The organism is Stenotrophomonas sp. TWI700 (genome assembly GCF_039673645.1).
Lineage (GTDB): Bacteria > Pseudomonadota > Gammaproteobacteria > Xanthomonadales > Xanthomonadaceae > Stenotrophomonas > Stenotrophomonas maltophilia_AA.
Genome location: NZ_JBDJMB010000003.1, coordinates 205,885 through 231,576 on the forward strand (window position 1 = coordinate 205,885; position 25,692 = coordinate 231,576).

Genomic DNA, 25,692 nt, shown 5'->3' on the forward strand with positions numbered 1-25,692 from the left:
ATACCGTCCATGCAACGCCTTCTTGCCCTGTTGTTGTTCTGCCTGAGCATGTCCACGCTCAGCGTCGCCCACGCCGAGACCGCGTGGTGGCAGGCCGACTGGAAGTACCGCAAGCCGATCACGCTCGATGCCAGCCCCAACGGGGCCGCGCTGGGCGGCAATCTCGGCCGTACGCCCGTGCTGATCCGCCTGCACACCGGCAACTTCGCCTTCGACGGCGTCGCCGAAGGCGGCAACGACCTGCGCTTCGTCGGGGCCGACGGCCACACCGTGCTCAACCACCAGGTCGAGCAATACGACGCGGCGCTGGGCATGGCCCTGATCTGGGTCGACGTGCCCACGCTCAGCGGCACCGCGGCGCAGACGATCTGGATGTACTACGGCAACGCCGGCGCACCGGCGGCGGCCAACGGCCAACGCGTGTTCGATCCGGACTACAGCGCGGTCTACCACTTCGCCGACAGCGGCACCGAGGCACGCGACACCACGGCGTACGTCAATACGCTCACCGGTGAGTTCAAGCCCGCCGACGGCGCGATCATCGGCCGCGGTGCACAGCTGGCCGGCGCGCCGCTGCACCTGCCGGGTGCGCCGTCGCTGGCGGTGGCGGCCAACGGCGCGATGACCGTCTCGGCCTGGATCAAACCGGACCAACTCGGCCCGGACCAGGCGATCTATGCGCGCCGCGAAGGCGGCAACGTCTTCCTCGTCGGCCTCGACAACGGCGTGCCCTACGTGCGCGTCAACGACCAGCGCAGCCAGCCGATCCCGGCACTGGTGGCCGGACAGTGGGCACACGTGGCGGTGACCAGCACCGAGAATGCGGTGATCCTGTATGTCGCCGGCCGCGAAGCGGTGCGTCTGGCCACCGGCCTGCCGGCGTTCACCGGTGAGGCCCTGCTCGGTGGCGACGCCCTTGCCACGGGTGCGGCGGGCGAGGCGGCCGCCCTTCCGGCCGCGCAGCCGTTCCTGGGCGTGATCGATGAAGTGCGCGTGTCCAAGGTGGCCCGCCCGGCCACCGCGCTGCTGGCCGATGCCACCGCGCAGGGGGCCGAATCGCGCCTGATCGCCTTCGGCGAAGACGAGCAGTCGGCCGGCGTGAGCCACTTCGGTTTCATCCTCAAGGCGATGCCGGTCGATGCCTGGGTGGTGGTGATCGTGCTGGGCCTGATGCTGCTCCTGTCCTGGACGATCATGATCGCCAAGAGCCGCTACTTCGGCACCGTGGCCAAGGCCAACGAGGCCTTCACCCTCCAGTACAAGAAGGTCACCGGTGCACCGGTCGCGTCGCTGCAGGCACTGGAACGCACCGGCAGCCTGGCTCCGCAGATCCGCGACAACTCCACGCTGTGGCGGCTGTACCGCATCGCCATGGAAGAAATGGACGGGCGCGGCTCGCACCACCATGGCCTTACCGCCGCGGCGATCACCTCGATCCGCGCCTCGATGGATGCCGAAGTCACGCGCGAGACCGAGCGCATGTCTAAGCGCATGAACTGGCTGTCCACCACGATCGAAGGCGCGCCGTACATTGGCCTGTTCGGCACCGTGATCGGCATCATGCTGGTGTTCGCGGTGGCGGCGATGGCCGGCGCGGTGGACATCAACTCGGTGGCGCCGGGTATGGCGGCGGCGCTGCTGTGTACGGCGGCCGGTCTGGGCGTCGCGATCCCGGCCCTGTTTGGCTACAACTGGCTGGCCTCGCGCGCTGAAGCGATCGCGGCGGACATGTCGGTGTTCGTCGACGAGTTCACCGCGCGCCTGGCCGAAGAGTTCGACCGCACCGCACCGGCCGCAGCAGCGCGCCCGGCACTGGCCTGAGGAGACCACCATGGCCAGGGCAAAGCGGTTCGGCATCAAGAAACGCGAGAAAGGCATCAACGTCACCCCGTTCGTGGACGTGCTGCTGGTGGTGCTGGTGATCTTCATCCTCACCAGCAACGCCACCATTCCCGGGATCGAGGTCAACCTGCCGAAGGCCAGTTCCAGCATGGCGCTGGAGAAGCCCAAGACCAAGGCGATCACGGTCGACAACGCCGGCCAGATCTTCCTGGACGCCTACCCGGTCAGCCTGGCCGAGCTGGAGGATCGCCTGCGCACGGAGAAGGCACTGAATCCGGATATCCCGGTGATCGTGCGCGGCGATGCGCAGGTGCAGTACGCGCGCGTGGTCGAAGTGCTCGACCTGCTGCGGAAGATCGAGCTGACCCAGGTCGGCCTGGTCACCGGCAAAGTGCAGGGGTGAGGGCGTGACTTCCCTCCACTCCCGCAGCGGTGACAGCGTGCCCGCGTGGCGCCGCTGGTGGCCCGTGGCGGCGTTGATCGTCGGCCTGGCGGCCGTGGCGTTGCTGCTCTGGTACCTGCTGTTCAAGGACACCGCCAGTACGCGCCGGCCCGTGGCCGAGATCCCGATGGTGATGTTGCCGCCACCACCGCCGCCGCCCCCACCGGAGCCCGAGCCCGATCCGGAGGTGACCCCTGAAGAGGTCATGCCCGAGCCCGAGTCGCTGGACGAGGTGCCCAAGCCCACCGAAGAAGCGCCGACACCCGACACCGCCGACCCGGTGACGATGGATGCCGACGCGCAGGCCGGCGGCGACAGCTTCGGCATCCAGTCCGGCTCGGGCGGCGGGCGCAGCGGTACCGGTGCCGGCGGCGCCGGCAATGCGAGCTACGGCCGTTACCTGGGCTACGTGCTGCAACAGGCCGTGGCGCGCGACGCCAAGGTGCAGCGCCTGGCCTTCCAGCTGACCGTCAACGTCTGGCTGGACGAGGCCGGGCAGGTGACCCGCGTCGAGCTCGCGCGCGGCAGCGGCAACACCGAAGCCGATGAAGCGGTGCTGCAGGCGATCCGCGCGATCGGCCGCATCGACGAGCGGCCGCCGGCGTCGTTGAGCTTCCCCGCGCGCGTGCTGGTGCAGGGCCGTCGCCCGGCCGGATGAGCTGCGCTGTCTTTCTTCTTCCCTGATCTTTCCTTTCTGCGAGCAAGCCGATGACCTGTTCAACCCTCCACTCCGCGCTGCTGGGACTGCGCAGCACCGCCATCGCCACCGGTGTCGCCCTGGTCCTGGCCAGTGGCGGCGCCCACGCCCAGGCAGCGGGCGGCGAGAGCACCATGATCAAGCTGATCCGCGGCCTGATGGACAGCGGCGCGCTCAAGCCCGAGGCCGGCCAGGCGCTGTTGCTGGAGGCGCAGCGCGAATCGGCCGCAGCCCCCGCAGCGCCGGCGTCCACCGCGATTGCCGCGCAGCCCGGCGACGTGCGCGTGCCCTACATCCCGCAGACCGTGCGCGATGAGATCCGCGAAGAAGTCAAGGCCAGCGTCATGGCCGAGGCCAAGGCCGAGCGTTGGGCGGCGCCTGACCAGGTGCCCGAGTGGACCCAGCGCCTGCGCGTGCAGGGTGACGTGCGCGTGCGCAACGAGAGCCGCCTGTATTCCGAGCGCAACAGCGACATCGAAGTGGACTGGGCGCGGATCAACGCCGGCAACGGATACGACGTCAACGGCAACACCAACCTGGATCTGCCGCCGCTGCGCAACACTCGCCAGGACCGCAACAATTCCTGGCGGATCCGCGCACGCCTGGGCGTGATCGCCGAGCTGGGTGAGCACACCCGTGCCGGCGTGCGCCTGGCGACCGGCAACGACAACGGCCCGGTGTCCTCCACCCAGACGCTGGGCGGTGGCCTGGCCAAGAAAGACGCCTGGCTCGACCAGGCATGGCTGTCGTGGTCGCCGGTGGTGGGCCTGGACATCCTCGGTGGCCGCTTCGGCAACCCGTACTGGTCCACCGACACGCTGTTCTCCAACGACCTCAACTTCGACGGCCTGGCGTTCAAGTACGCGCAGCCGATCGGCGATGACGGCCTGTCCTTGTTCGCCACGCTGGGCCTGACACCGTTGGAGTACTCCTCCGACAGCTTCCCGAACACCAGCCAGGACAAGACGAAGAGCGAGAACAAGTGGCTCAACGGCGTGCAGGTCGGTGCCGAGTGGCAGTTCGGCGATGCGCAGAAACTGCGCGCCGCGGTGGGTTACTACGATTTCCGCAATACCGCCGGCGAGTACTCGCAGCCGTGCGCGCTGTATGCCGGCGCGGACTTCTGCAGCAGCGACTGGTCGCGCCCTGCGTTCATGCAGAAGGGCAACACGCTGATGCTGCTGCGGAACATCGCGCTCAATCCGCTCGACCCGGCCAACACCCCGATGCCGCAGTACGTCGGCCTGGCCTCGGAGTTCGAACTGCTCGACCTCAACCTGGCCTGGGAAACGCCGCTGTTCGCGGGCAATGCCCTGCGCCTGGAAGGGCACGCGATCAAGAACCTGGCCTACGATCCCAACCGCATGTGGGAACGCGCGCAGGGCGGCATCGTCACCAACCTGGGCACTGCCGCCAACGGCGTGGCCGGGCCGCAGGACATCCAGAGCGGCGACATGGCGTACATGGCGCAGGCGACCTTCGGGCAGCTGGCGATGAAGCAGACCGGCGACTGGAACCTGGCGCTCGGCTACAAGCGCCTGGAAGGCGATGCGCTGCCCGATGCCTACAACGATTCCAACTTCCACCTCGGTGGCACCAATGCCAAGGGCTACTACCTGAGCGGCTCCTACATGTTCGACAGGAACGTGTGGCTGACCGGGCGCTGGATGGCCGCCAAGGAGGTCACCGGCGCCCCGTTGTCGATCGACGTCTTCCAGCTGGAAGTCAACGCAGGCTTCTGACCGACGCAACGCCTGTCTCCGGGAGGCGGCGTGCCGCCTCCCTTGCTGCCCCACATTGGATTTTCATCATGAACACCGACACTTCCCTTGCGCCGGATACCGGCGACGACGTCGATGCCGATGCCGATGCCGATGCCGTCTCGGCAGCGGCCGACAGCATCACGCCGCCGGCCAGCTGGCCCATGCTCTACCGCCGCCCGGTCGTGCTGTCGTCGCAGCTTCATGCCCACTGGCGCGTGCGCCAGACCGGCGCCGCGTTCGCCGCCGGCAGTCACTCGATTCCAGTGATGATCGGGGAATTCGCCGCGGCCTCGCGTGCGTATCCGCTGGTCTTCGCCGGTCCCGATCATCTGCCGATCGCCGTGCTCGGCCTGGAGGCGGAGCAGAACCGCTTCGTCATCGCCGACCAGTGGCAGGCCGGCGCCTACATTCCCGCGTACGTGCGGCGCTACCCGTTCGTATTCGCGCGCACCACCGATCCGGACGGCTACGTGCTGGCCATCGATGCCGATGCGGACATGATCGTGCAGGAGGGTGAGGAAGGGCAGCCGCTGTTCGAGGGCGACCAGCCTTCGGCGATGACGCGTCATGCCCTGCAGTTCTGCGAAGCCTTCACCCGCGAAGACATCGCCACCCGCGCCTTCAGTGCCGCACTGGCCGAGGCCGGCGTGCTGATCGAGCGCCAGGCTGACGTGGTGCTGGCCGATGGCCGCCGTCACAGCCTGCAGGGCTTCCATGTCGTCGATCCCGCGCGCCTGGATGCGCTGCCGGATACCACCCTCGTGCACTGGCATCGCCAGGGCTGGCTGGCGCCGGTGTATTTCCACCTGGCTTCGCTGGGTCGCTTCGCCGACCTCGCCACAGGCTGACCTGTTCTACCGGGGCGCCGTGCAGGTGCCGTCACTCCAGGCCGGTGGGAAGACCAGCCCTTCGAGTGGCGTCATCTGTTCGGCACCCGATCCGGTGCGTTCGCGCGCGGCAGCCGGCACGGCACTCCGTCCGAGCGCACAAAGGCGCGCCGCAGCGGAAACACCTGCAAGGGAAGATGGCGAGGATGGTGCGCCCGGAGGGATTCGAACCCCCGACCAATGGCTTCGGAAGCCACTACTCTATCCGGCTGAGCTACGAGCGCGTTGTGTCCTGCGTCCCGCCGGGCCGCCTGATGGGGCCACGGACCGCCAAAGCGGCGCGGGAGGAGCATTCTATCCGTAAACGCCGCGCAGGTCTGCCCCCCGCACCGATGGGCCGGGCGACGGCGCGCCCGGCCAGCCCAGGCGGTATCCTTTACCGATGGCTTACGAACGTTTTGAGGCGCCCGAGGCGGCGCCCCCGTCGCGCTGGCGGCACTACTGGAAGTTGATGCGCGCCGACCGTCCGATCGGCACCCTGCTGCTGCTCTGGCCCACCTGGTGGGCGCTGTGGCTGGCCTCCGGCGGGCTGCCGCCGCTGTGGACGCTGTTCGTGTTCACCGCGGGCGTCTGGCTGACCCGCTCGGCCGGCTGCGTGATCAATGATTACGCCGACCGCTGGCTGGACCCGCACGTCAAGCGCACCAAGGACCGCCCGCTGGCCAGCGGCGCCGTCTCCGGCCGCGAGGCGCTGGCCCTGTTCGCCGGGCTGATGATCGTCGCCTTCGCCCTGGTGCTGACCCTGAACTGGCTCACCATCGGCATGAGCTTCATCGGCGTGTTCCTGGCCGCCAGCTACCCCTACCTCAAGCGCTACACCCACCTGCCGCAGGTCTACCTGGGCATGGCCTTCGGCTGGGGCATCCCGATGGCGTTCGCCGCAGTGCAGGGCGAGGTGCCGGTGATCGGCTGGCTGCTGTACGGCGCCAACATCCTGTGGTCGACCGCGTATGACACCTGGTACGCCATGGTCGACCGCGATGACGACCTGAAGATGGGCTCGCATTCCACCGCGATCCTGTTCGGGGATCTGGACCTGGTGATCCAGGGCATTCTCTACGCACTGTTCCTGGGCACGATGGCGCTGGTCGGCCTGCGCGCCGGGCTGGGGTTCTACTACGGCATCGGCGTCGGTGTTGCTGCAGGGTTGATCGCCTACGAGTTCTGGATCGCCCGCAAGCGCGAGCGCGACCCGTGCTTCAAGGCCTTCCTGCACAACAACTGGGTCGGTGCGGCGCTGTTCGCCGGCATCGCGGTGTCGCTGGCGGTGCGCTGAGGTGGCCACCCGACCAACGGTCGGGTGCTACCGGTAACGCGCACTACGACCATTAGGCGACTGACAGCGCCGTTCGCAACGCCCAGAATCCCTCCCATTGAATGATCGGGGAGGGCGGGACGATGAACACGTCGACGGTGGTACAGGACGGCTGGATGGCGCGCGCGGCACTGCGCTCGGCGGCCTGGGCGGAAAAGTGGTTCCCCGATGCCTACGTGTTCGCGGTGCTCGGCGTGGTCATCGTCGCCGCCGCCGCGATGGGCTTCGGCGCGACCCCGCAGGCTACCGCCACCGCCTTCGGCGAGGGCTTCTGGAGCCTGATCCCCTTCACCATGCAGATGGCCTTCGTGGTCATCGGTGGCTATGCGGTCGCTACTGCGCCGATCGTGGCGCGCTTCATCAATCTGCTGGCCCGCGTCCCCAAGACCGGCCGTGGCGCGGTGGTCTACGTCGGGCTGATCAGCATGCTCGCCTCGCTGCTCAGCTGGGGCTTCTCGCTGGTGTTCGGCGGCCTGCTGGTGCGCGCGCTGGCGCGTCGCGAAGCGCTCAACATGGATTACCGCGCCGCCGGTGCCTCGGCGTATCTCGGCCTTGGCGCCGTCTGGGCGATGGGCCTGAGCTCCTCGGCCGCCCAGCTGCAGGCCAACCCGGCGAGCATGCCGCCCGGCCTGGTCGAGATCACCGGCGTGCTGCCCTTCACCGAAACCATCTTCCTGTGGCAGTCGATCGCGCTGACGTCCGCGCTGATCCTGGTCTCGCTGCTGATCGCCTGGCTGACCGCGCCCGGTGCTGCCACCGCGCGCACCGCCAAGGACTTCGAAGGCGCCGCCCGCGCCGAGGCCGAGCCGCTGCAGCCGCGCACCCGCCCCGGCGAGTGGCTGGAGTACAGCCCGCTGCTGACCGTGCTGCTCTCGCTGCTCGCGTTCGGCTGGCTGTTCGGCGAGTTCGCGAGCAAACCGGTGGTCACCGCCATCGCCAACCTCAACACCTACAATTTCCTGTTCATCTCGCTCGGCCTGCTGCTGCACTGGCGCCCGCGCAGCTTCCTCAACGCCGTGGCCAAGGCGGTACCGAGCACCACCGGCGTGCTGATCCAGTTCCCGCTGTATGGCGGCATCGCGATGATCCTCACCCACGCCACCGGCAGTGGCGATGAGACCCTCGCGCATCGCCTGTCCACGCTGTTCGTGCATATCGCCACCACCGACACCTTCGCGCTGGTGATGGGCGTGTACTCGGCCGTACTCGGTTTCTTCGTGCCCTCCGGCGGCGGCAAGTGGATCATCGAAGCGCCGTACGTGATGCAGGCGGCCAACGAACTGCAGGCCCACCTGGGCTGGGCGGTGCAGGTCTACAACGCCGCCGAGGCGCTGCCGAACCTGATCAACCCGTTCTGGATGCTGCCGCTGCTGGGCGTGCTCGGCCTGAAGGCGCGCGACATCGTCGGCTTCACCTTCATCCAGTTGCTGGTGCACATCCCGCTCGTGCTCGGCCTGCTGTGGCTGCTGGGCATGACGCTGACCTACGTGCCGCCGGTGATGCCGTGATCGTCATCTGCGCGTCATCCGTACGGGGCGGTGCCGGGATGGCCTGTTCAGTCGCACGGCAAGCCGGTTGGCGGGTAGCGGCATAAGGGAATTCGAACCGTTCATATGCAGGCCAACGCCTACTGCGACATGGGCTCCTGCACGGCACGAAACGTCGGAACGGACGCGTTGACGTTTCCGTATGCAAACCCGCACACGTCGTTAACCTGCCGCTGCAGAGGATGGCCCCGACCGCGACATTCCGTTTGCGGCAACCGGAGAATCGAGATGGCTCAGCAGAACCAGCAGAACCCGAATCAGCGCGGTGAGCAGCAGGAACGCGGTCGCGATCAGCAGCAGCAACAGCAGCAGGAACAGCAGCAGCGCAACCAGAACCAGCAGCAGGGCGGCCAGCAGGACGAGGAAGAGTGAGCCCAGCCGGCTGTTGTGTGAACTGAAGCCCCGCTCCGGCGGGGCTTCGTTCGTCCGGGCCTGCTCAGGCAGAGCGCAGGTGCCAGCCCAGTGCGCCGTCTTCGACAACCGCGCCAGGCACCACGTCATGCAGCACGACGCGGATGCCGCGCGCATTCGGCAGCACTTTCTGCTCGGGGAACCAGCGGCGCGTGGCATCGACCACGATCAACAGGCCTTCATCATCGCCGAGCGGTGCGAAGTGCGGCGTCGGCTGTGACAACGGCGCCAGCCCGAAGGCGTTCTGTGCTTTTGCCTGCACCTCGCCCACGTGTTCAGCGGGCAGGCCGACCTCGCTGATGCAGGTCATCTCGCTGCCATGGAACTCGCCCTGGCGCTCGCCGGCAGGCAAGCGCCGACGCGCGATCAACTCCAGGATCAGGCCGTCCGGCCCGGTGAAATAGATCGACTCCGAATCCCAGCGGCCATCGAAGGTGAAGTGGTCATGGCCCTTCAGATCGCGCTGCAGGGTGGCGCGTGCTTTCAGCCAGTCGGTGACCGCTTCGAATCGATTGGCCGGGACGTTGAACGCCAGGTGCACACCGCCGACCGGATTCGATCCTGCGGGTTGCAGCTGCAGGGTGCTCCAGCCGATGCGCACGGCCGAGCCCTCGACCGGCAGCTGAAGTTCATCGCGGAAGTACGCCACGGTGGCGGCGACATCGGACACGGGAAGGTCGATCTGATGGATACGCATGATGATGGATGTCTCACGTAGATACATCGACATTCTGCCGCAGATGCGTGTGCTTCGGCGATGAACGCGATGAAACATGCACCGGCTGCGAAGGCCCATCACCGGGCATTGCCGATGCGTTTGCTACAACACGCTGTAGAAGCCGGGACGCACCACCGGCGCATCACACACCGCTATCAGAGGAGTACTCCCGCGATGGGCATGCTGGTCGATGGAACATGGCAGGAAGGCACCGCGGGTGCCGCTGACAAGGACGGTCATTTCAAACGCGAGGAATCGACCTTCCGCGATTGGTTGAGCGGCGACGGCAGTGCTGGCCCGAATGGCGAGCCTGGTGTTAAAGCGGCGCCTGGGCGGTTCCGCCTGTATGTGAGTCTCGCCTGCCCGTGGGCCCATCGCACCCTGATCGTGCGCGCGCTGAAGGGTCTGGAAGATCTGGTGCCGGTGTCGGTGGTCAACTGGCACATGGGTGATCAGGGCTGGACGTTTGAGCCCGGCCCGCAGGTGACGCCGGAGCCCGAACGCGGTGCGCGCTATCTACATGAACTGTACGCGGCCGCCAAGCCGGGAATGACCGGCAAGGTGACCGTGCCGGTGCTGTGGGATCGCGAGCGCGGGACGATCGTCAGCAATGAATCGGCGGACCTCATCCGGATGTTCAACACCGCGTATGACGGGCTGGGTGCCAAGGCCGGTGATTTCTATCCGGTGGCGCTGCGTGCTGAAATCGATGCGATCAACAAACGGGTCTATGCGACCGTCAACAACGGTGTGTACCAGGCGGGCTTTGCGTCAACGCAGAAGGCCTATGAAGAGGCTGTTGGTCCGTTGTTCGATTCACTCAGCTGGTTGGACGAGCGCCTTCAGCAACGCGAGTGGCTGGTGGGCGATGCCATGACCGAAGCTGATATCCGCCTGTTCACCACCTTGATCCGCTTCGATGCGGTGTACTACGTGCACTTCAAGTGCAACGTGCGGCGCATTGCAGACTTCCCTGGCCTGCATGCGTTCGTGGCGCGGATGATGGCGATTCCCGAGGTGGCGGATACGGTGAACTTTGAGCACATCAAGCACCACTATTACGGGAGTCATCGGCACCTCAATCCGTCGGGGGTCGTGCCGGTGGGGCCGGAGTGCACATACTGAGCCAGCATTCCGGGCATCACGGCGTCTGGCCTCACGCGCTACCACCCCGATCCAACTGCCGATACCCGATCGCCTCCGCCACATGCGCGGTCGCGATGTCCTCCGCATGACCCAGATCCGCCACCGTGCGCGCCACCCGCAGGATGCGATGCATCGAGCGCGCTGACAGCTGCAACTGCTCCACGGCATCCTCCAGCAGCTGCTGATCCTCCCGCGACAACCGGCAATGCTCGCTCAGCTCGAACGGCAACAGCTGTGCATTGGCTTTCCCACTGCGCACCAGCTGCACCTCCCGCGCGGCCACCACACGGGCACGAACACTCGCGCTGTCCTCGCCCAGCGGCGCGTCATCCCGCAGCTCGCGCGGGTCCAGCCGCGGCACTTCCACATGCAGGTCGATGCGGTCCATCAGCGGCCCGGAAACGCGCCCCCGGTAACGACGGATCACCTCCTCGGCGCAGAGACAGCGTCCACTGCGATCTCCCGCCCAGCCACACGGGCACGGATTCATGGCCGCAACGAGCTGGAACCGGGCGGGAAAGCGCTCGGTGCGGGCCGCGCGGCTGACCACGGCAACACCCGATTCGATCGGCTCGCGCATGACTTCCAATGCATGCCGGCTCCACTCCGGGAGTTCGTCGAGGAACAGCACGCCGTTGTGCGCCAGCGAAATCTCCCCAGGCCGGGGATGCGAGCCGCCGCCGATCAGCGCCACCGCGCTGGCGGTGTGGTGCGGCGCTCTATACGGCCGTTGCCGCCATCGCCCGGCATCAATGCCCTGGCCACTGCACGAGGCGATGGTCGCCGCTTCCAGGGCCTCCAGCTCGCTGGCGGCGGGCAGGATGCCGGGCAGGCGGGAGGCCAGCAGCGTCTTGCCGCAGCCGGGGGTGCCGAGCAGCAACAGGTGATGCCCGCCGGCCGCCGCGACCTCCAGCGCCCGGCGCGCCTGCAGCTGGCCGCGTACGTCGCGGAGGTCGGGAATGCTGACCGGCAGCGCGGCGGCCGCCACGGCGGGGGGCAGCGTACCGCTCTCAAGGGCGCTGCAGACTTCCAACAGGGTGCGGGCGACGCGTACGTCGGCGTGCTGGGCCAGCGCGGCTTCCTCGCTGTTGGCGGCGGCCACGATCAGGCTGCGGCCGTCCCGGGCGGCGGCAATGGCAGCAGGCAGGACGCCGTCGACCCCGCGCAGTTCACCGGTGAGGGCCAGCTCGCCCAGGAACTCGAACCTGTCCAGCGACTGCGCATCGATCTGGCCGCTGGCGGCGAGGATGCCGAGCGCGATGGCCAGATCAAATCGGCCGCCTTCCTTGGGCAGATCGGCCGGAGCCAGGTTGATGGTGATCCGCCGCTGCGGAAACTCGAAGCGTGCGCAGATCAGCGCGGCACGCACGCGGTCGCGCGATTCCCGCACGGCCGCCGCCGGCAGCCCGACGATCTGGGTATGTGGCAACCCACCCGACAAGAATACCTCGATCCGTACGGCGGGGGCTTTCACGCCGGCACGGGCACGGCTGTGCACCAGCGCGAGGCTCATGCGGTTGTTTCCGGGGTCTGCGGCATGCCAGGAACAATGGCAGGGCACGGAGATCGCAATCCATCAGCGCTTGCCGCGCCGTGGGGTAGGCAAACCGTGCCGCAGTGTCCAGGCACTCCCGCTAGACTGGATGCCCCCACGCACCACGCCGTCGAACACCATGGATATGCACCACCGCTCCGGCCCGATCGAACTGGTCGCCATCGACATGGACGGGACCCTGCTCGATCCCGCACACACGCTCACGCCCCGGGTCATGCAGGCCATCGCGCGGGCCCGCGCACAGGGCGTCCAGGTGGTGCTGGCCAGTGGCCGCCCGGTGTCCGGCATGGCACCGTTCCTGCAGCAGTTGGGTATCGAGGGTGAGCAGGACTACTGCATCGCCTGCAATGGCGCCGTGGTGCAGAACATCGGCAGCGGCCAGCGCGTCATCGAGTTTCCGCTGAGTTTCGAGGACTTCGTGTTCTGCGAGCGGATTTCGCGCGAGCTGGGCATCCATTTCCAGGCGCTCGATGGCCGCCGCATGTACACGCCCAACCAGGACATCAGTATCTACACGGTGGCCGATTCGCACCTGTCGAACGTGCCGCTGTCGTATCGTCGGGTCGAAGACATGGACCCGGCCATGCAGTTCATCAAACTGATGATGATCGACGAGCCGGAGGTGCTGGATGCCGCCATCCAGCGCCTGCCCTCGGAACTGACCGACCGCTTCGCGGTGCTCAAGAGCGCGCCGTTCTTCCTGGAGGTCTTCGATCACCGCGCGGGGAAGGGGCCGAGCCTGGAGAAGCTGGCCGCGCACCTCGGCGTGGACCGTGCCAACGTGATGGCGGTGGGCGATCAGGAGAACGACCTGACCATGCTGCAGTTCGCCGGCACCAGCGTCGCCATGGGCAACGCGATTGCGGCGGTGAAGCAGACCGCGCGCTTCGAGACCGCGACCAACGCCGAGGACGGCGTGGCGTTGGCGATCGAGCGGTTCGTGCTGCAGGACGCGTAAGAAAGGCGCAGTCCGAGCCCGACTTACTCCCGAGGCGCAGCCGACCCGTCACGCGCTTCCAGCGCGGCCACCGTCTTCTCCAGCGCCTCCAGCTTCTCGCGGGTGCGCAGCAGCACCGCACGCTGCACATCGAATTCCTCGCGGGTCACCAGGTCCAGCTTGCCCAGCCCGGCCTGCAGCGCGGTCTTGAAGGTGGCCTGCAGTTCTTCGCGCGACTGGCGCAGGCCCGGTGGGACCATGTCGCTCAGGCGGCGGGCGAGGTCATCCAGGTGGTTGAGGTCGATCATGCTGCGGCTCCGCGGGGTATGCGCCAAGGATAAGCCGCCACGCTGCCGGCGGCACGGACCACGCGCATCGCGTTCACCGGCGGACAGGCGTTATCCTCGCAGCCTGAGAGACAGGAGTGCAGACGGATGAAGATGGTCATGGCGGTGGTCAAGCCGTTCAAGCTCGACGACGTGCGCGAAGCGCTGGCCGAGCGCGGCGTCACCGGGATCACGGTCACCGAGGTCAAGGGCTTCGGGCGGCAGAAGGGCCATACCGAGCTCTACCGCGGGGCGGAGTACGTGGTCGACTTCCTGCCCAAGGTGAAGATCGAGGTGGCGGTCGTCGACAACCAGGTCGAGGAGGTGGTGGAAGCCATCGTCAAAGCCGCCGGCACCGGCAAGATCGGCGACGGCAAGGTCTTCGTGTACGACCTGGGCACCGTGGTGCGCATCCGTACCGGTGAGCTGGACGCCGACGCGCTGTAACGCGCGCCGGCTTTCCCGAGGGCACCCGCGATCAGGCGTGGCCCTTGAACCAGCGGTAGAAACGCTTCCAGGCCACGCGCACGCCGGCCACCCAGCGCGGATCGGCCACCTGGGCCGCCTCGGCGGGGCTGGGACGCTCGCCGGTCAGGCGCTGGCGCATCTTCAGCAGGTTCTTCATGTCGCTGCGGCGCAGCTGGCGCGAGACCGGGTGTACCGGCAGCCAGCGCGGGCTGCGCCAGGCCGAAGTGAAATCGACCAGCACTGGCACGCCCCCGCTGACCATGACGTTGGTGCCGTGCAGATCGTTGTGGGTGATGCCGGCGGCATGCAGGCGCGTCAGGGCGTACTGCAGCTGCTCGAAGACCTCGATGCCGACCGACTGGGCCGCGCTCAGGGTCTGGCCGGGAATGAACTCCATGCCCAGCGCGAGCCCACCGATGGTGCCGAGCAGGGCAGGAGCGTGCTTCCAGCCGCTCAGGCGCTGCAGGATGCGCGCCTCGCGGCGGACCAGCAGGCGGGCGATCGGCGACAGCGGGGTGCCGCGGTAACGGGTGTAATCCTTGACCACCGCGGGCTGGCCATTGAGGCAGGTCCGGTAGACATCGGGTTCCAGGAGGCGTTCGCCGCGCTTGAGCAGCTCGGCGGGGGCGGTGTCATCGACACACGGGGCAACAATTGTGTTCATAGGGGTCTGTGCGACCCGGCGGTCGGCGCAAGGCGTCAGGCGTACCGGTGCTGCTTAACGTGGGGAACTAAAGATTTCGTTAATTTTAGTACTCGGCAGTACATGAATCCAGATGATGTCGGAGAAATGTCGTAGCGCAGCGTGGAACAGTTCGTCACGCCGAAGCGGACAATCCTGTATCGTTTGAAAGAATTTCGTTCTTTATCAGCGGGTTGCCGGCGATCACCGGGGAGTGCGGGGCAGGCATGGCGGCCGTGCGTCCAATGCAGCAGGCAGTTCCATGGGGCACCAGGCGCTGAACATCGCCCAGCCCGTGCTTGACCGCGACGCGGCCGCTGCCGACCATATGCTGTTGCTCGCGACATCGGCGGCCGCCCCTCCCCGGCACGTCCCCGCCTCCTGCCGCCCTATCGATGCCGGTCACTGCCGTGCATCGCCCCACCATTTCGGGTCCGGCCATGCCGGAGGAAGACTGATGATCAAGATCGTGCTGGCAGGGCTGTTCATCGCCTGCGTGCTGTACATCCATTACCGCGGCAAGGTGCGCGCGCGCTGGTCGCGCCAGCTGCTGGACCACTCCAGCTTCATGGCCCCGATCAACGTGATCATGTACGCGTTCTCGAAGGTGCCGACCACGCCCTTCCTGGATCCGGGCAAGGAATTCCCGCAGCTCGAGCCGTTGCGCCAGAACTGGCAGATGATCCGCGACGAAGCGCTGGCCCTGCGCGATGCCGACAAGATCGCCGCCTCCAGTACCTTCAACGATGCTGGCTTCAACTCGTTCTTTCGCCGCGGCTGGAAGCGCTTCTACCTGAAGTGGTATGGCCCGTCACACCCGTCGGCCAAGGCGCTGTGCCCGAAGACCACCGCGCTGCTGGAATCGCTGCCGGACGTGCGCGCGGCGATGTTCGCCCAGCTGCCCTCGGGCAGTGAACTGCGGCCCCACCGCGATCCCTTCGCCGGCTCGCTGCGTCTGCACCTGGGCCTGGCCACCCCGAACGACGATGGCTGCTACATCGTGGTGGATGGCATCAAGAAGAGCTGGCGTGATGGCGAGTGGATGATGTTCGATGAGACCTACATCCACCACGCGCACAACGAGACGCCGGATGACCGCGTGATCCTGTTCTGCGATATCGCGCGACCGCTGCGCTTCGGCCTGCCGGGCCTGTTCAACCGCGCCGTGGCCTCCACGCTGCTGGCCGGTGGCGCCTCGCCGAACCTGCCGGGCGACCCGACCGGTGGCGTCAACAAGGCCTTCGGCAGCGTCTACAAGGTGCGCCTGAAGGCCAAGGCGCTGCGCGAGCGCAGCGTGGTCGCCTACCAGGTCATCAAGTGGGGTCTGGTGGTGGCGGTGATCGCCGGCATCTGGGCGATCTGAGCCGGGGTGCATGAGGTTGCCGGCCAGCGGCCGGCACTACCGGGCATGAAAAACCCGCGCTGTTGCCCGCGCGGGTTGTTTGTTGCCTGCATCGATGTGGTCCGCACCGACCAACGGTCGGTGCCTACCGCCATGGCCGGGTTTTCCGGTCAACGCCGAAGCCGACGTCGACCGGCAGGTGCCGACCGTTGATTGGCAGCCGTACGCACCGGTAGGTGCCGACCGTTGGTCGGCAGCCGTACGCACCGGTAGGTGCCGACCGTTGGTCGGCACGCCTTCGATCGATCAGCCCTTCAGGGCTGAAGCCACGAACGGCGGCGTCACCAGCACGCCGGTGTGCAGCGCGGCGGTGTAGTACAGCGTCTCGAACGACTTGGCGGCCGAATCGGCCTGGCGGAAATCGAAGCTGCTCTCGCCCTTGCGGGCCAGGGTCACGCTCCACCAGCCGGTCGGGTAGCACGGCTGCGGGAACGGCAGGGTCTTGAACGAACCGAAACCGGCCTTGCCCATCTCGGCGCGCATTTCGTTGATCAGGTCCAGCTGCATCAGCGGCGACTCGGACTGCTGCACCAGGATGCCGTCGTCCTTCAGGGCCTTGAAGCAGCTCTCATAGAACGCCTTGTTGAACAGGCCTTCGCCCGGGCCGACCGGATCGGTCGAGTCCACGATCACCACGTCCACGCTCCCGGCCGGGCAGTTGGCCATGTAGGCCACGCCGTCGTCGAACATCAGCTCGGCGCGCGGATCGTCGTTGGAATCGCACAGTTCCGGGAAATGCTTGCGGGCCATCACGGTGACCTGCTCGTCGATGTCGCACTGGGTCACGCTCTCCACGCCCGGGTGCTTGAGCACTTCGCGCAGGGTGCCGCAGTCGCCGCCGCCGATGATCACCACGCGCTTGGGCGCGGCATGGGTGAACAGCACCGGGTGGCTGATCATCTCGTGGTAGAAGAAGTTGTCCTTGCTGGTCAACATGATGGCGCCATCGATGGTCATCAGGTTGCCCCAATCGGTGGTCGCGAAGATCTCGATCTTCTGGAACGGCGACTGCACTTCATCCAGCTTGCCGGTCAGGCGGTAGCCGATGGCCGAGCCGGTGCGCTCGAAGTGTTCGATGTACCAGTTGTTGTTGTCAGTCATGGAATAGCAGTCCTGTTCGGAAGGGTGTTGGAGCCGGGCTGGCGGCGGTGCCGCGTGGCGCAAGCCACGTCCGGACGGGTTGGCCCGTTCAGGTTTCAAGCCTGAGCACGGGCGCGGGCGCGCATGATAACGGAGCTGTCGCCACATAGGCGTTATCATGCACCCCCTTTTTTACCAACCAGGCCCACTGAAATGACCGATTGGTCCCTCGACCAAGCCCGCAAGACCTACTCGATTCCGCATTGGGCGGATGGTTACTTCGACGTGGATCAGGCAGGACACATGGTGGTGAGACCGACTGGCCAGGACGGCCCGGTGGTATCGCTGCCGAAGATCGTGGACGCTGCCCGCGAGGCCGGCGCCAAGCTGCCGCTGCTGGTGCGCTTCCCGGACATCCTGGGCCAGCGCCTGGGCAAGCTGCAGGCCGCCTTCGCGCAGGCGCAGGCCGACTGGGACTACCCGGGCGGCTACACCGCCGTGTACCCGATCAAGGTCAACCAGCACCGCGGCGTGGCCGGCACGCTCGCCAGTCACCACGGCGAGGGCTTCGGCCTGGAAGCGGGCAGCAAGCCCGAGCTGATGGCCGTGCTGGCGCTGTCGCGCCCGGGCGGACTGATCGTCTGCAACGGCTACAAGGACCGCGAGTACATCCGCCTGGCCCTGATCGGCCGCAAGCTGGGCCTGCAGACCTTCATCGTGATCGAGAAGCCGTCCGAGCTGAAGCTGGTACTGGAGGAATCCAAGGCGCTGGACGTCAAGCCGGGCCTGGGCGTGCGCATGCGCCTGGCCTCGCTGGGCGCGGGCAAGTGGCAGAACAGCGGCGGCGACAAGGCCAAGTTCGGTCTCTCGCCGCGCCAGCTGCTGGACCTGTGGAAGTCGCTGCGCGATACCGAGTACGCGGACTGCCTGAGCCTGCTGCATTTCCACATGGGCTCGCAGATCTCCAACGTGCGCGACATCGCCAACGGCATGCGCGAAGCCACCCGCTACTTCGTGGAGCTCTCGCGCCTGGGCGCGAAGATCACCCACGTGGACGTCGGCGGTGGCCTGGGCGTGGATTACGAAGGCACCCGCTCGCGCAGCTTCTGCTCGATCAACTACGGCCTGAACTCCTACGCCAGCAACATCGTGCAGCCGCTGGCCAATGCCTGCGAAGAACACGGCCTGACCCCGCCGCGGATCGTCACCGAGTGCGGCCGCGCGATGACCGCGCACCACGCGGTGCTGATCGCCAACGTCTCCGAAGTAGAAGAGGCGCAGGAAGGCCGCGTGCCGGACCAGCACGACGACGAGCCGGCGGCGATCCGCCACCTGCGCGAGATCCACGCCGAGCTCGACGAGCGCCCGGCGGTGGAGTTGTTCCAGGAAGCGCAGCATTTCCATGCCGAAGGCCTGTCCAGCTATGCGCTGGGCCAGATCGACCTGCCGCAGCGCGCCCGCATCGACGACCTGTTCTACGCCATCGCCCATGCCGTGCGTGCACGCCTGAGCTATGACGAGAAGAGCCATCGCCCGGCGCTGGACGAGTTGAACGAGCGCCTGGTCGACAAGTACTTCGTCAACTTCAGCGTGTTCGAATCGATCCCGGATGCCTGGGCGATCGACCAGGTGTTCCCGATCGTGCCGATCGAGCGCCTGAACGAGCAGCCCGAGCGCCGCGGCATCATCGCCGACATGACCTGCGATTCGGACGGCATGGTGAAAACCTACGTCGAGAACGAGAGCCTGGACACCTCGCTGCCGCTGCATGCGCTGAAGTCCGGCGAGAGCTACCGCATCGCCTTCTTCATGGTCGGTGCGTACCAGGAAATCCTGGGCGACATCCACAACCTGTTCGGCGATACCGATGCAGTGGAGGTGCTGGCCGACGCCGATGGCTACGCGATCACCCAGCAGCGCCGCGGTGACACCACCGATGTGATGCTGGACTACGTGGGCTACAGCCTGGCCGACCTGCGCGCGAGCTACGCCGCGCGCGTGGCGGCGGCGGACCTCTCGCCGGCGCGGGCGCAGGAACTGTCCGAGGCACTGGAAGCCGGCCTGACCGGCTACACCTACCTGTCCGACGAGCCGCTGGCCTGAGCCGGTGGCGACGGGTGATGGCCTTCGGGCCTCACCCGGCCGTCCGTAGCGCCGGGCACTGCCCGGCGGTGCCTCCAAGGCACCCGGAACCCGTATGAGCGCGCGCGCGATCTTTCATCTGTTCCTGCATGCGGCCGTGCCGGCGGTGCTGGCGTGGATGTTCTGGCGCAAGCGTTTCATGTCCGCCTGGGTACTCATGCTGCTGGGCTGGATCATCGATCTGGACCACCTGCTGGCCGACCCGATCTACGCCCCGAACCGCTGCAGCATCGGTTTCCATCCGTTGCATACGGCGCCGGCGATCGCGGTGTACGCCGGGTTGTGCCTCCCGAAGAAGACGCGGCTGTTCGGCATCGGCCTGATCATCCACATCGTGCTGGATGCGATCGACTGCTGGTGGATGCACGCCGGCCGGTAGATCCACGCCATGCGTGGTGATCGGTAGTGCCGGCCGCTGGCCGGCTCCACGCAGGGTCGGGAGCCGGCCAGCGGCCGGCACTACCAATGGCTCCACGCAGGGTCGGGAGCCGGCCAGCGGCCGGCACTACCAATGGCTCCACGCAGGGTCGGGAGCCGGCCAGCGGCCGGCACTACCCATGGCTCCACGCCGGGTCGGGAGCCGGCCAGCGGCCGGCACTACCAACGGCAAACGCAATAGCGCCAGCGATGGCGCGTTTACCCCGTCGGCAACGTCAACGTCGCCCGCAATCCCGGCGTGGCATTGGCCAGCACCAGCGTGCCGCCGTAACTCTCGGCGATGTCCGCCACGATCGACAATCCCAGTCCGCTGCCTGCCGCACGCTCATCCAGCCGCACGCCGCGTTCCAGCACGCGCTCCAGCTGCTCTGGCGGCAGTCCCGGACCATCATCGGTCACGGTGATGCGCAGCTGCGTACCCTCCCGTGCCACGTCCACGCGCACCGCCTGTGCGGCCCACTTGCCCGCATTGTCGAGCAGGTTGCCCAGCATCTCTTCCAGATCCTCGCGCGCGCCTGCGAAAACCCCCGCCGCATCGCCGTCGCATTCGAAACGCAGCCCGCGCGCCGCATGCACGCGCTGCATCAGTCCGCACAGCGCACGCGTCACCGGTGCGACCGGTGTGCGCTGCTGGCTGTCCGCGCCCAGGCCTGCGGCCAGATAGCGATCGATGCTCGCCTGCATGCGCGCGGTCTCGCTGCGCAGGGTCTGCCGCCAGTCGCTGCCGTCGCCCTCGGCTTCGGTGGTGAGCACGGTCAGCGGCGTCTTCAGTGCGTGCGCGAGGTCTTCGGCGCTGCGGCGTGCGCGCACCATCATGCGCTGGTGATGATCGAGCAGCGCGTTGAGCTGGCCGGCCAGCGGCGCGACTTCCTTCACCAGGCCCTGCTGCGGGAAGCGCACGTTCTCGCCATTGCGCACCTGCCCTGCGATGCGGCCCAGTTCGGCCAGCGGCCGCAGGCCGTAGTGCACCTGGGTGACCAGCACGCCGAACCACAGCGCGATCAGCACGGCCAGCGCGAGCGCGGTGCGCTGCCGGAAGCTGGCGACCTGGGCATCCAGCTGGCTGCGGTCGGTGGCGACCATCACGATCACCGGCGCGGCGGCGCGGGGCAGGGTCACCTGCTGGGCCAACGCCCGCAGCGGTTGCTGCAGCGGTCCGGTGAGATCGAGCACCTGCGCCGGGCCGGGCTGCAGCCCCACCGGGGCGGCGAGCGATTCGTCCCATAGCGAGCGCGACTGCCCGAGGGGCTGGCCCTGCGGGTCCAGCACCTGCCAGTAGTCGCCGGAGAACACACGCCGGTAGCGCTCGTCCGCCAGGGTCTGGCGCCACTGCAGCCGGCCGTCGGCATCGCTTTCGGCCAGCGCCAGGACCGCGATCAGGTCGTTGCCCAGGCGCTCGTCCATCGCAGTACGCGCGGAGCGCTCGAACATCGCGCCCAGCCACCAGGTCGCCAGGGCCGAGACCAGCACCAGGCCCAGGCCACCGGCGACCAGCAGGCGCGTGCGCAGCGAGCCGGTGGTCATGGCGTCGCCGACAGGCGGAAGCCCTGGCCGCGGTGGGTATGGATCAGCTCGCTGCCGAGCTTGCGGCGGATGCGTCCGATCAGCACGTCGAGTGTGTTGGAATCCGGATCGAAGCCATCTTCATAGACGTTCTCGCCCAGCCGCGCGCGGCTCAGCACGGTATCGGGGTGGTGCATGAAGTAGCTGAGGATGCGGTGCTCCTGCGCGCTGAGCGCCAGCGGCGCGCCGTCCAGTTCGAAGCGGCCGGCGTTGACGTCCAGCACCAGCGGGCCGCACTGCAGCCGCGGATGGGCGTGGCCGGCACTACGGCGGATCAGGGCGCGCAGGCGCAGCAGCAGTTCTTCGGGCTGGAACGGCTTGGTCAGGTAGTCATCGGCACCGGCATCGAAGCCGGCCAGCTTGTCGTGCCAGCGGGCGCGGGCGGTCAGCACCAGCACCGGGAAGTCACGCCCGGCCTGGCGCCAGCGCTCGATCACGCTCAGTCCGTCCAGGCCCGGCAGGCCGAGGTCCACCACCGCCGCGGCGATGTCCTCGATCTGGCCCTGGTATTCGGCATCCCGGCCCTCGGCGCTATGGATGACCACGTATCCGGCTTCCTCCAGCAGCGTCTGCAGGCGGCTGGCGAGCAGGGTGTCATCTTCGGCGAGCAGCACGCGCATCAGTCTTTTTCCATTTTCAGCAGGCGGCCGGTGGCGGCATCGTAATCCAGCTCCATCACCACGCCATCGGGGCCGAGGATCTCGATTTCATACTTGGCGTCATCCAGCTCCACTTCGATCAGCTTGCCGGGGTAGCGCCGCAGCGCATCGGCGACCACCTGTTCCAGCGGCACGAACCGGCCCTGACGCACCGCCTGGCGCACGCTGTCCTGCTGGCGGCTGCCACCGTCGAGCACCCGCATCGGGTCCTGGGGGGCGAGGGTCAACAGTAGGGGCAGCATCAGGGACAGGGCGGACATGCGGGCACGCAGGGCAGGGGCAGGCCACCGGTATACCGGGGATGTCTAAACAGTATCTAACAGTCGCCCTCATGGTCCGGTTAGGCGCGGTGGCCAGACTGGCGGTGCCGGAATGGACCGGCGCCCCCTCAAGGATTCCCATGAAGACGATGATTGCCGCAACCGCCCTGGCCGCCGCCCTGTTCGCCACCCCGGCCTTCGCCGCCAACCTCTCGGCCGCCCAGGTCCAGGTCAAGCTCAGCGCCGCCGGCTATACCCAGGTGCACGAGCTGGAGCACGACGATGGCGTGTGGGAAGCGGATGTGACCCGCAAGGACGGCAGCGTCGATGAAGTGCTCATCGATGACACCAAGGGCGAGATCTTCGACCCGCGCGACGGCCGCGCGCTGCTGGATGCCGGGCAGATCCTGGCGCTGGCCGGCAAGGCCGGGTTGAAGCAGATCGACTCGCTCGAGCGCGATGGCGCCACCTGGACCCTGGATGCGCGCAATGCCCGCAACCAGCGCGTGGAAGTGCGCATGAGCGGTCACGACGGCCGCGTGCTGGCCAGCAAGCGCGATGGCTGGTGGGACTGATCCGGCCGCGCCACCGCGCGCTGGATGTACGAACGGCCGGGTTTCCCCGGCCGTCCGCGCACGTGCCTGAGGGCGGCAGCGCTTACCAGCGCGCCGGGTAATCCCAGTAGCCCGGGCCGCGGCCGTAGCCGCCGTAGCCATCGAACCCGTCGTAGCCGTAAGGGCCGAAGAAGCCGGGGCCCTTGCCCTCGCTCACCCGGATGTTGACGTTGACGTTGCGGGTGTTGCCCTCGTCCGTGGTGTAGTTCTTGCTCAGATTGAGCTCGGCCGCGTTGTAATGGCTGTTGCCGTAATTCTCGGAATAGCCGATGCCGGTGGTGAAGCTGCCGTTGACCCGCAGCTTGTCATCGGTCACGTGGGCGATGCCGTTGGCCGCCCGGTCGGTGGAACGCCGGCCGGTCCGGTCGCCGTAGAAGGTGCCCGGCGGATCGCCACGCAGGGACTGATCGCTCAGGTACTGCAGCGGCGCATCGGGAATGCTCAGGTCCAGCCCGGTCGAGGACTGCGGGCCGGTGGCGCCTGCGGCTGACTGGGCCAGCGCCACGCCGGGCAGGGACAGGCACAGCAGCAGGGGAAGCAGGCGGATCATGAGAGGCTCCGGAGCAGACAGGCGGGACGGCCGACAGCGCTGACGCTAGCAGCCGTAGTTTGAATGATGCCTGTCATGGCGTGGGTTGCAAGGGGAACTCAGCGCAGCCGGTCGAATCCGAACAGCTCGGCGAGCGGATGCCGGCGCCGTTCGATGCGCGCGCGGAGCAGCCCGGCGCCGATCATCGAATAGGTGATGCCGTTGCCGCCGTAGGCCATCGCGAACAGCACGCGAGGGCCCCACTGCGCGTGCGGGCCAAAGAACGGCAGGCCATCGTGGGTCTCGGCGAAGGTGCCGCCCCAGGAGAACGCCGGCTGCAGCGGCAGGTGCGGGAACAGCTTCGCGGTTTTCCTGAGCAGCTTGCCGGTCTTGCTCTCGACCCGCCGGTCGCGCCGGGCCGGGAGATCGATGGCGTCGTCTTCACCACCGATCAGCAGCCGGTGGTCGCCGGTGCTGCGCAGGTACAGATACGGCCGCGCCGATTCCCAGGCCATGGTCTCGCGCAGCGGGCCGAGCAGGTCCGGGTGGATCGGATCGGTGATGAAGGCGTAGCTGCTGCGGTTGCGGGCCACCGAGGGCTTCAACCAGCGCTGCCCGGCATAGCCGGTGGCCAGCACCACGTGGCGGGCACGGATGCGCGCGCCGCCCAGGGTGGTCGCGGTGACGCCGCGCGGGGTCGGGGTGAGCGTATCCAGCACGGTGCGGTCGTAGACGCCGCAGCCGCGCTTGTGCAGCCGCATCAGCAGCCGATAGGTAAGTCGATAGGGGTCGATACGTGCAGCGAGTGCGCTGAGGATCGCGCCCGGTGCGCGGATGCCGTACGCGTCCGCGACCGCCTCGCTGTCCAGCCAACGCACATCGAAGCCATGCCTGGCCCGCAGCGCGCATTCCTCGGCCAGCACCGCCTGGTGCCCGCGCTTGCTGGCGTAGTACAGGCTGGCCATGCGGTGGCAATCCACGTCGCGGAACGGTGCGGCGACCTCGCAGATGGCCGGGATCGCCTCGGCACAGGCCTGGTAGGCCTGCACGGCGGCGTCCTCGCCATAGCGCTGGGCGAGATCGATGAGATGGGTGTCGATCTCGTACTGCAGCAGTGCGGTGCTGGCCGCGGTGCTGCCCCAGCCGATATCGCGCTGTTCGATCAGGGCGACATCGTGGCCGTGCGCGCACAGCTCGTCGGCGATCAGTGCACCGCTGATGCCGCCGCCCACCACCAGCACCTCGCAGTTCAGATCGTTTTCCAGCGGTGGAAACGCATGCATCAGGCCGTTGCGCACGGCCCAGAACGGGTACCCGCTCTTCAGGTCCATTGAAGCCTCAGGCGGTGGGGTGGCCGGTATGCGGGGTCTGGATCAGCGCGCTGAGGTCGAACCCCTGCAGGCGCGCCTGGGCCAGATAGTGTTCCTGCGTGGTGCGGTCGAGCGTGGGGGTGCGCGAAAGCAGCCAGAGGAACTTGCGGTCCGGGCTGCCGACCAGCGAGACGCTGTAATCCGGTGCGATCTGGATCACCCAGTAGTCGCCCTTGGTGAAGGGCAGCCAGCGCAGCCCCTTGGGCAGGAAGCTGACTTCCAGCCGGGCCGGGTCGTTGTCGACCGGGCAGGCTTCGCCGTCGGCTTCTTCGATCTCGTTGCCCATGCGGCAGCGGTTGAGCACGGCCACATGGCCGTTGTCCTTCAGGCTGTAATGCGCGGAGACATCCGTACAGCCTTCCGGCTCGTGCTTCATCGGCAGGCGGGCGATCTCGTACCAGGTGCCCAGGTAACGCGGCAGCTTGAGGTCGGGAACGGTTTTCAGGTCGGGATGTGTGGTCATGGGGGACGGCTGGTGGGAGTGCGATCCCACGATGCCGGGGCCGCTGCCACGGCCGGGTGAAGCCGGGGCGAGTGCGGCGTCGAGACAGTCCGTTGTGGCCACGTCATGTTCCGCTTCCGATGGCGGCGCTATGCTGGGCCGGAGCGCCGCGGGCGCTACTTTCAACAGCGATGGAGATGCGGATGTACCAGGTGATTCTGCTCAAGAGCGAAACCGGCGTTGCCCGCCAGCAGCGGGAAACGGCTGACGATGTGATCGACCATGAGGGCGTGAGCTATACGCTGCGGGCCGGCCCGCGGCAGCCGCTGCCGACCGATCACGCCTGGGACGAGATCGCGGTGTACGCGCCCGAGGAGATCACCGAGGAGGAGTTCCAGGACTGGTATGCCCGTCTGCAGCCGCAGGTCGAAGAACTCCGCCTGAAGTACTGAGGGCC

27 protein-coding genes and 1 tRNA gene are annotated in these 25,692 nt (G+C 67.6%); 16 read left to right on the plus strand and 12 right to left on the minus strand.

Features of this window, described 5'->3' with window-relative positions; all coding sequences use genetic code 11:
* Positions 1-9: 9 nt before the first annotated feature.
* From ABE473_RS04365 to ABE473_RS04385, 5 genes are all read left to right on the plus strand, one after another.
* Complete coding sequence (locus tag ABE473_RS04365; protein ID WP_346488643.1) at positions 10-1,821, plus strand: DUF2341 domain-containing protein; 1,812 nt, start codon at positions 10-12, stop codon at positions 1,819-1,821.
* A 10-nt stretch (positions 1,822-1,831) separates the two neighbouring features.
* Positions 1,832-2,245, plus strand: a complete 414-nt coding sequence (locus ABE473_RS04370) for a biopolymer transporter ExbD (RefSeq protein WP_088433529.1) — start codon at positions 1,832-1,834, stop codon at positions 2,243-2,245.
* Between the two features lie 4 nt (positions 2,246-2,249).
* On the plus strand, positions 2,250-2,942 hold the full coding sequence (locus tag ABE473_RS04375) for an energy transducer TonB (protein ID WP_346488644.1): 693 nt from the start codon (positions 2,250-2,252) through the stop codon (positions 2,940-2,942).
* A 50-nt stretch (positions 2,943-2,992) separates the two neighbouring features.
* The gene (locus ABE473_RS04380; protein WP_346488645.1) at positions 2,993-4,723 is read left to right on the plus strand and encodes a putative porin; all 1,731 of its coding nucleotides are present in this window, start codon (positions 2,993-2,995) and stop codon (positions 4,721-4,723) included.
* Between the two features lie 68 nt (positions 4,724-4,791).
* Entirely contained in the window at positions 4,792-5,592 is an 801-nt protein-coding gene (locus ABE473_RS04385) for a SapC family protein (protein WP_346479021.1), read from the plus strand.
* 186 nt (positions 5,593-5,778) lie between these two features.
* Here the strand turns inward: ABE473_RS04385 and ABE473_RS04390 are convergent.
* Positions 5,779-5,855, minus strand: a tRNA-Arg gene (locus ABE473_RS04390).
* 158 nt (positions 5,856-6,013) lie between these two features.
* On the opposite strand from ABE473_RS04390, the gene ubiA reads away from it, so the two are divergent.
* The 3 genes from ubiA (at position 6,014) to ABE473_RS04405 (ending at position 8,865) form a co-directional block, all read left to right on the plus strand.
* Entirely contained in the window at positions 6,014-6,907 is an 894-nt protein-coding gene (ubiA, locus tag ABE473_RS04395) for a 4-hydroxybenzoate octaprenyltransferase (protein WP_346488646.1), read from the plus strand.
* A gap of 122 nt (positions 6,908-7,029) precedes the next feature.
* Positions 7,030-8,454 (plus strand): TIGR00366 family protein, encoded by a 1,425-nt coding sequence (locus ABE473_RS04400; protein WP_346488647.1) that lies wholly within the window; start codon positions 7,030-7,032, stop codon positions 8,452-8,454.
* Positions 8,455-8,721: 267 nt separating this feature from the next.
* Complete coding sequence (locus ABE473_RS04405) at positions 8,722-8,865, plus strand: hypothetical protein (RefSeq protein ID WP_179459806.1); 144 nt, start codon at positions 8,722-8,724, stop codon at positions 8,863-8,865.
* 64 nt (positions 8,866-8,929) lie between these two features.
* Here the strand turns inward: ABE473_RS04405 and ABE473_RS04410 are convergent, their stop codons facing one another.
* Positions 8,930-9,601, minus strand: a complete 672-nt coding sequence (locus ABE473_RS04410; RefSeq protein ID WP_346488648.1) for a VOC family protein — start codon at positions 9,599-9,601, stop codon at positions 8,930-8,932.
* A gap of 195 nt (positions 9,602-9,796) precedes the next feature.
* Here ABE473_RS04410 and ABE473_RS04415 point away from each other — a divergent pair, with 195 nt between their 5' ends.
* Positions 9,797-10,747 (plus strand): glutathione S-transferase family protein, encoded by a 951-nt coding sequence (locus ABE473_RS04415; RefSeq protein ID WP_346488649.1) that lies wholly within the window; start codon positions 9,797-9,799, stop codon positions 10,745-10,747.
* Between the two features lie 31 nt (positions 10,748-10,778).
* On the opposite strand, the gene ABE473_RS04420 is transcribed toward ABE473_RS04415, so the two are convergent.
* Positions 10,779-12,281: a YifB family Mg chelatase-like AAA ATPase gene (locus tag ABE473_RS04420; protein ID WP_346488650.1), complete on the minus strand. Its 1,503-nt coding sequence runs from the start codon at positions 12,279-12,281 to the stop codon at positions 10,779-10,781.
* Positions 12,282-12,441: 160 nt separating this feature from the next.
* Here ABE473_RS04420 and yidA point away from each other — a divergent pair, with 160 nt between their 5' ends.
* Complete coding sequence (gene yidA, locus ABE473_RS04425; protein ID WP_346488651.1) at positions 12,442-13,281, plus strand: sugar-phosphatase; 840 nt, start codon at positions 12,442-12,444, stop codon at positions 13,279-13,281.
* Between the two features lie 23 nt (positions 13,282-13,304).
* On the opposite strand, the gene ABE473_RS04430 is transcribed toward yidA, so the two are convergent.
* Positions 13,305-13,568, minus strand: coding sequence for an accessory factor UbiK family protein (locus tag ABE473_RS04430; protein WP_176987923.1), 264 nt, complete (start codon positions 13,566-13,568; stop codon positions 13,305-13,307).
* Positions 13,569-13,694: 126 nt separating this feature from the next.
* Between ABE473_RS04430 and ABE473_RS04435 the strand changes: the two genes are divergently transcribed.
* A complete protein-coding gene (locus ABE473_RS04435) occupies positions 13,695-14,033 on the plus strand; it encodes a P-II family nitrogen regulator (RefSeq protein WP_123729924.1) in 339 nt (112 codons plus the stop codon).
* Between the two features lie 31 nt (positions 14,034-14,064).
* On the opposite strand, the gene ABE473_RS04440 is transcribed toward ABE473_RS04435, so the two are convergent.
* The gene (locus ABE473_RS04440) at positions 14,065-14,718 is read right to left on the minus strand and encodes an RIO1 family regulatory kinase/ATPase (protein WP_319207275.1); all 654 of its coding nucleotides are present in this window, start codon (positions 14,716-14,718) and stop codon (positions 14,065-14,067) included.
* 475 nt (positions 14,719-15,193) lie between these two features.
* Between ABE473_RS04440 and ABE473_RS04445 the strand changes: the two genes are divergently transcribed.
* Entirely contained in the window at positions 15,194-16,099 is a 906-nt protein-coding gene (locus ABE473_RS04445) for an aspartyl/asparaginyl beta-hydroxylase domain-containing protein (protein WP_070472400.1), read from the plus strand.
* Between the two features lie 285 nt (positions 16,100-16,384).
* Here the strand turns inward: ABE473_RS04445 and speE are convergent, their stop codons facing one another.
* A complete protein-coding gene (gene speE, locus ABE473_RS04450; protein ID WP_179459813.1) occupies positions 16,385-17,239 on the minus strand; it encodes a polyamine aminopropyltransferase in 855 nt (284 codons plus the stop codon).
* A 192-nt stretch (positions 17,240-17,431) separates the two neighbouring features.
* On the opposite strand from speE, the gene speA reads away from it, so the two are divergent.
* Together speA and ABE473_RS04460 are read left to right on the plus strand one after the other, a co-directional pair.
* Positions 17,432-19,321 (plus strand): arginine decarboxylase, encoded by a 1,890-nt coding sequence (gene speA, locus ABE473_RS04455; protein ID WP_179459814.1) that lies wholly within the window; start codon positions 17,432-17,434, stop codon positions 19,319-19,321.
* Between the two features lie 94 nt (positions 19,322-19,415).
* Positions 19,416-19,739 (plus strand): DUF6122 family protein, encoded by a 324-nt coding sequence (locus ABE473_RS04460; RefSeq protein ID WP_346488652.1) that lies wholly within the window; start codon positions 19,416-19,418, stop codon positions 19,737-19,739.
* A 257-nt stretch (positions 19,740-19,996) separates the two neighbouring features.
* On the opposite strand, the gene ABE473_RS04465 is transcribed toward ABE473_RS04460, so the two are convergent.
* From ABE473_RS04465 to ABE473_RS04475, 3 genes are read right to left on the minus strand one after another with little or no spacing between them, the layout of a single operon-like run.
* Complete coding sequence (locus ABE473_RS04465; protein WP_346488653.1) at positions 19,997-21,322, minus strand: HAMP domain-containing sensor histidine kinase; 1,326 nt, start codon at positions 21,320-21,322, stop codon at positions 19,997-19,999.
* On the minus strand, positions 21,319-21,981 hold the full coding sequence (locus tag ABE473_RS04470) for a response regulator transcription factor (protein ID WP_176987930.1): 663 nt from the start codon (positions 21,979-21,981) through the stop codon (positions 21,319-21,321). The genes ABE473_RS04465 and ABE473_RS04470 overlap by 4 nt, the downstream gene beginning before the upstream one ends.
* Entirely contained in the window at positions 21,981-22,223 is a 243-nt protein-coding gene (locus ABE473_RS04475) for a PepSY domain-containing protein (protein ID WP_342589208.1), read from the minus strand. Before ABE473_RS04475 ends, ABE473_RS04470 begins: the two co-directional genes overlap by 1 nt.
* A 197-nt stretch (positions 22,224-22,420) precedes the next feature.
* Here ABE473_RS04475 and ABE473_RS04480 point away from each other — a divergent pair, with 197 nt between their 5' ends.
* Complete coding sequence (locus ABE473_RS04480; protein ID WP_346488654.1) at positions 22,421-22,855, plus strand: PepSY domain-containing protein; 435 nt, start codon at positions 22,421-22,423, stop codon at positions 22,853-22,855.
* 82 nt (positions 22,856-22,937) lie between these two features.
* Here the strand turns inward: ABE473_RS04480 and ABE473_RS04485 are convergent, their stop codons facing one another.
* From ABE473_RS04485 to ABE473_RS04495, 3 genes are all read right to left on the minus strand, one after another.
* Positions 22,938-23,444, minus strand: a complete 507-nt coding sequence (locus ABE473_RS04485; RefSeq protein WP_176987933.1) for a hypothetical protein — start codon at positions 23,442-23,444, stop codon at positions 22,938-22,940.
* A gap of 98 nt (positions 23,445-23,542) precedes the next feature.
* Complete coding sequence (locus ABE473_RS04490; protein ID WP_176987934.1) at positions 23,543-24,754, minus strand: FAD-dependent oxidoreductase; 1,212 nt, start codon at positions 24,752-24,754, stop codon at positions 23,543-23,545.
* Between the two features lie 7 nt (positions 24,755-24,761).
* Complete coding sequence (locus ABE473_RS04495; RefSeq protein WP_176987935.1) at positions 24,762-25,256, minus strand: lipocalin family protein; 495 nt, start codon at positions 25,254-25,256, stop codon at positions 24,762-24,764.
* Between the two features lie 182 nt (positions 25,257-25,438).
* Between ABE473_RS04495 and ABE473_RS04500 the strand changes: the two genes are divergently transcribed.
* Positions 25,439-25,687 carry a hypothetical protein gene (locus ABE473_RS04500; protein ID WP_176987936.1) on the plus strand — a complete coding sequence of 83 codons (249 nt, stop codon included), beginning with the start codon at positions 25,439-25,441 and terminating at the stop codon, positions 25,685-25,687.
* Positions 25,688-25,692: the final 5 nt, after the last annotated feature.

What these genes read in the sequence shown, in the direction of transcription:
- ABE473_RS04365 (WP_346488643.1), top strand. Translation starts at nt 10, where the DNA reads ATGCAACGCCTTCTTGCCCTGTTGTTGTTCTGCCTGAGCATGTCCACG.
- ABE473_RS04370 (WP_088433529.1), top strand. Translation starts at nt 1,832, where the DNA reads ATGGCCAGGGCAAAGCGGTTCGGCATCAAGAAACGCGAGAAAGGCATC.
- ABE473_RS04380 (WP_346488645.1), top strand. Translation starts at nt 2,993, where the DNA reads ATGACCTGTTCAACCCTCCACTCCGCGCTGCTGGGACTGCGCAGCACC.
- ABE473_RS04385 (WP_346479021.1), top strand. Translation starts at nt 4,792, where the DNA reads ATGAACACCGACACTTCCCTTGCGCCGGATACCGGCGACGACGTCGAT.
- ubiA (WP_346488646.1), top strand. Translation starts at nt 6,014, where the DNA reads ATGGCTTACGAACGTTTTGAGGCGCCCGAGGCGGCGCCCCCGTCGCGC.
- ABE473_RS04400 (WP_346488647.1), top strand. Translation starts at nt 7,030, where the DNA reads ATGAACACGTCGACGGTGGTACAGGACGGCTGGATGGCGCGCGCGGCA.
- ABE473_RS04405 (WP_179459806.1), top strand. Translation starts at nt 8,722, where the DNA reads ATGGCTCAGCAGAACCAGCAGAACCCGAATCAGCGCGGTGAGCAGCAG.
- ABE473_RS04410 (WP_346488648.1), bottom strand. Translation starts at nt 9,601, where the DNA reads ATGCGTATCCATCAGATCGACCTTCCCGTGTCCGATGTCGCCGCCACC.
- ABE473_RS04415 (WP_346488649.1), top strand. Translation starts at nt 9,797, where the DNA reads ATGGGCATGCTGGTCGATGGAACATGGCAGGAAGGCACCGCGGGTGCC.
- ABE473_RS04420 (WP_346488650.1), bottom strand. Translation starts at nt 12,281, where the DNA reads ATGAGCCTCGCGCTGGTGCACAGCCGTGCCCGTGCCGGCGTGAAAGCC.
- yidA (WP_346488651.1), top strand. Translation starts at nt 12,442, where the DNA reads ATGGATATGCACCACCGCTCCGGCCCGATCGAACTGGTCGCCATCGAC.
- ABE473_RS04430 (WP_176987923.1), bottom strand. Translation starts at nt 13,568, where the DNA reads ATGATCGACCTCAACCACCTGGATGACCTCGCCCGCCGCCTGAGCGAC.
- ABE473_RS04435 (WP_123729924.1), top strand. Translation starts at nt 13,695, where the DNA reads ATGAAGATGGTCATGGCGGTGGTCAAGCCGTTCAAGCTCGACGACGTG.
- ABE473_RS04440 (WP_319207275.1), bottom strand. Translation starts at nt 14,718, where the DNA reads ATGAACACAATTGTTGCCCCGTGTGTCGATGACACCGCCCCCGCCGAG.
- ABE473_RS04445 (WP_070472400.1), top strand. Translation starts at nt 15,194, where the DNA reads ATGATCAAGATCGTGCTGGCAGGGCTGTTCATCGCCTGCGTGCTGTAC.
- speE (WP_179459813.1), bottom strand. Translation starts at nt 17,239, where the DNA reads ATGACTGACAACAACAACTGGTACATCGAACACTTCGAGCGCACCGGC.
- speA (WP_179459814.1), top strand. Translation starts at nt 17,432, where the DNA reads ATGACCGATTGGTCCCTCGACCAAGCCCGCAAGACCTACTCGATTCCG.
- ABE473_RS04460 (WP_346488652.1), top strand. Translation starts at nt 19,416, where the DNA reads ATGAGCGCGCGCGCGATCTTTCATCTGTTCCTGCATGCGGCCGTGCCG.
- ABE473_RS04465 (WP_346488653.1), bottom strand. Translation starts at nt 21,322, where the DNA reads ATGACCACCGGCTCGCTGCGCACGCGCCTGCTGGTCGCCGGTGGCCTG.
- ABE473_RS04470 (WP_176987930.1), bottom strand. Translation starts at nt 21,981, where the DNA reads ATGCGCGTGCTGCTCGCCGAAGATGACACCCTGCTCGCCAGCCGCCTG.
- ABE473_RS04475 (WP_342589208.1), bottom strand. Translation starts at nt 22,223, where the DNA reads ATGCGGGTGCTCGACGGTGGCAGCCGCCAGCAGGACAGCGTGCGCCAG.
- ABE473_RS04480 (WP_346488654.1), top strand. Translation starts at nt 22,421, where the DNA reads ATGAAGACGATGATTGCCGCAACCGCCCTGGCCGCCGCCCTGTTCGCC.
- ABE473_RS04485 (WP_176987933.1), bottom strand. Translation starts at nt 23,444, where the DNA reads ATGATCCGCCTGCTTCCCCTGCTGCTGTGCCTGTCCCTGCCCGGCGTG.
- ABE473_RS04490 (WP_176987934.1), bottom strand. Translation starts at nt 24,754, where the DNA reads ATGGACCTGAAGAGCGGGTACCCGTTCTGGGCCGTGCGCAACGGCCTG.
- ABE473_RS04495 (WP_176987935.1), bottom strand. Translation starts at nt 25,256, where the DNA reads ATGACCACACATCCCGACCTGAAAACCGTTCCCGACCTCAAGCTGCCG.
- ABE473_RS04500 (WP_176987936.1), top strand. Translation starts at nt 25,439, where the DNA reads ATGTACCAGGTGATTCTGCTCAAGAGCGAAACCGGCGTTGCCCGCCAG.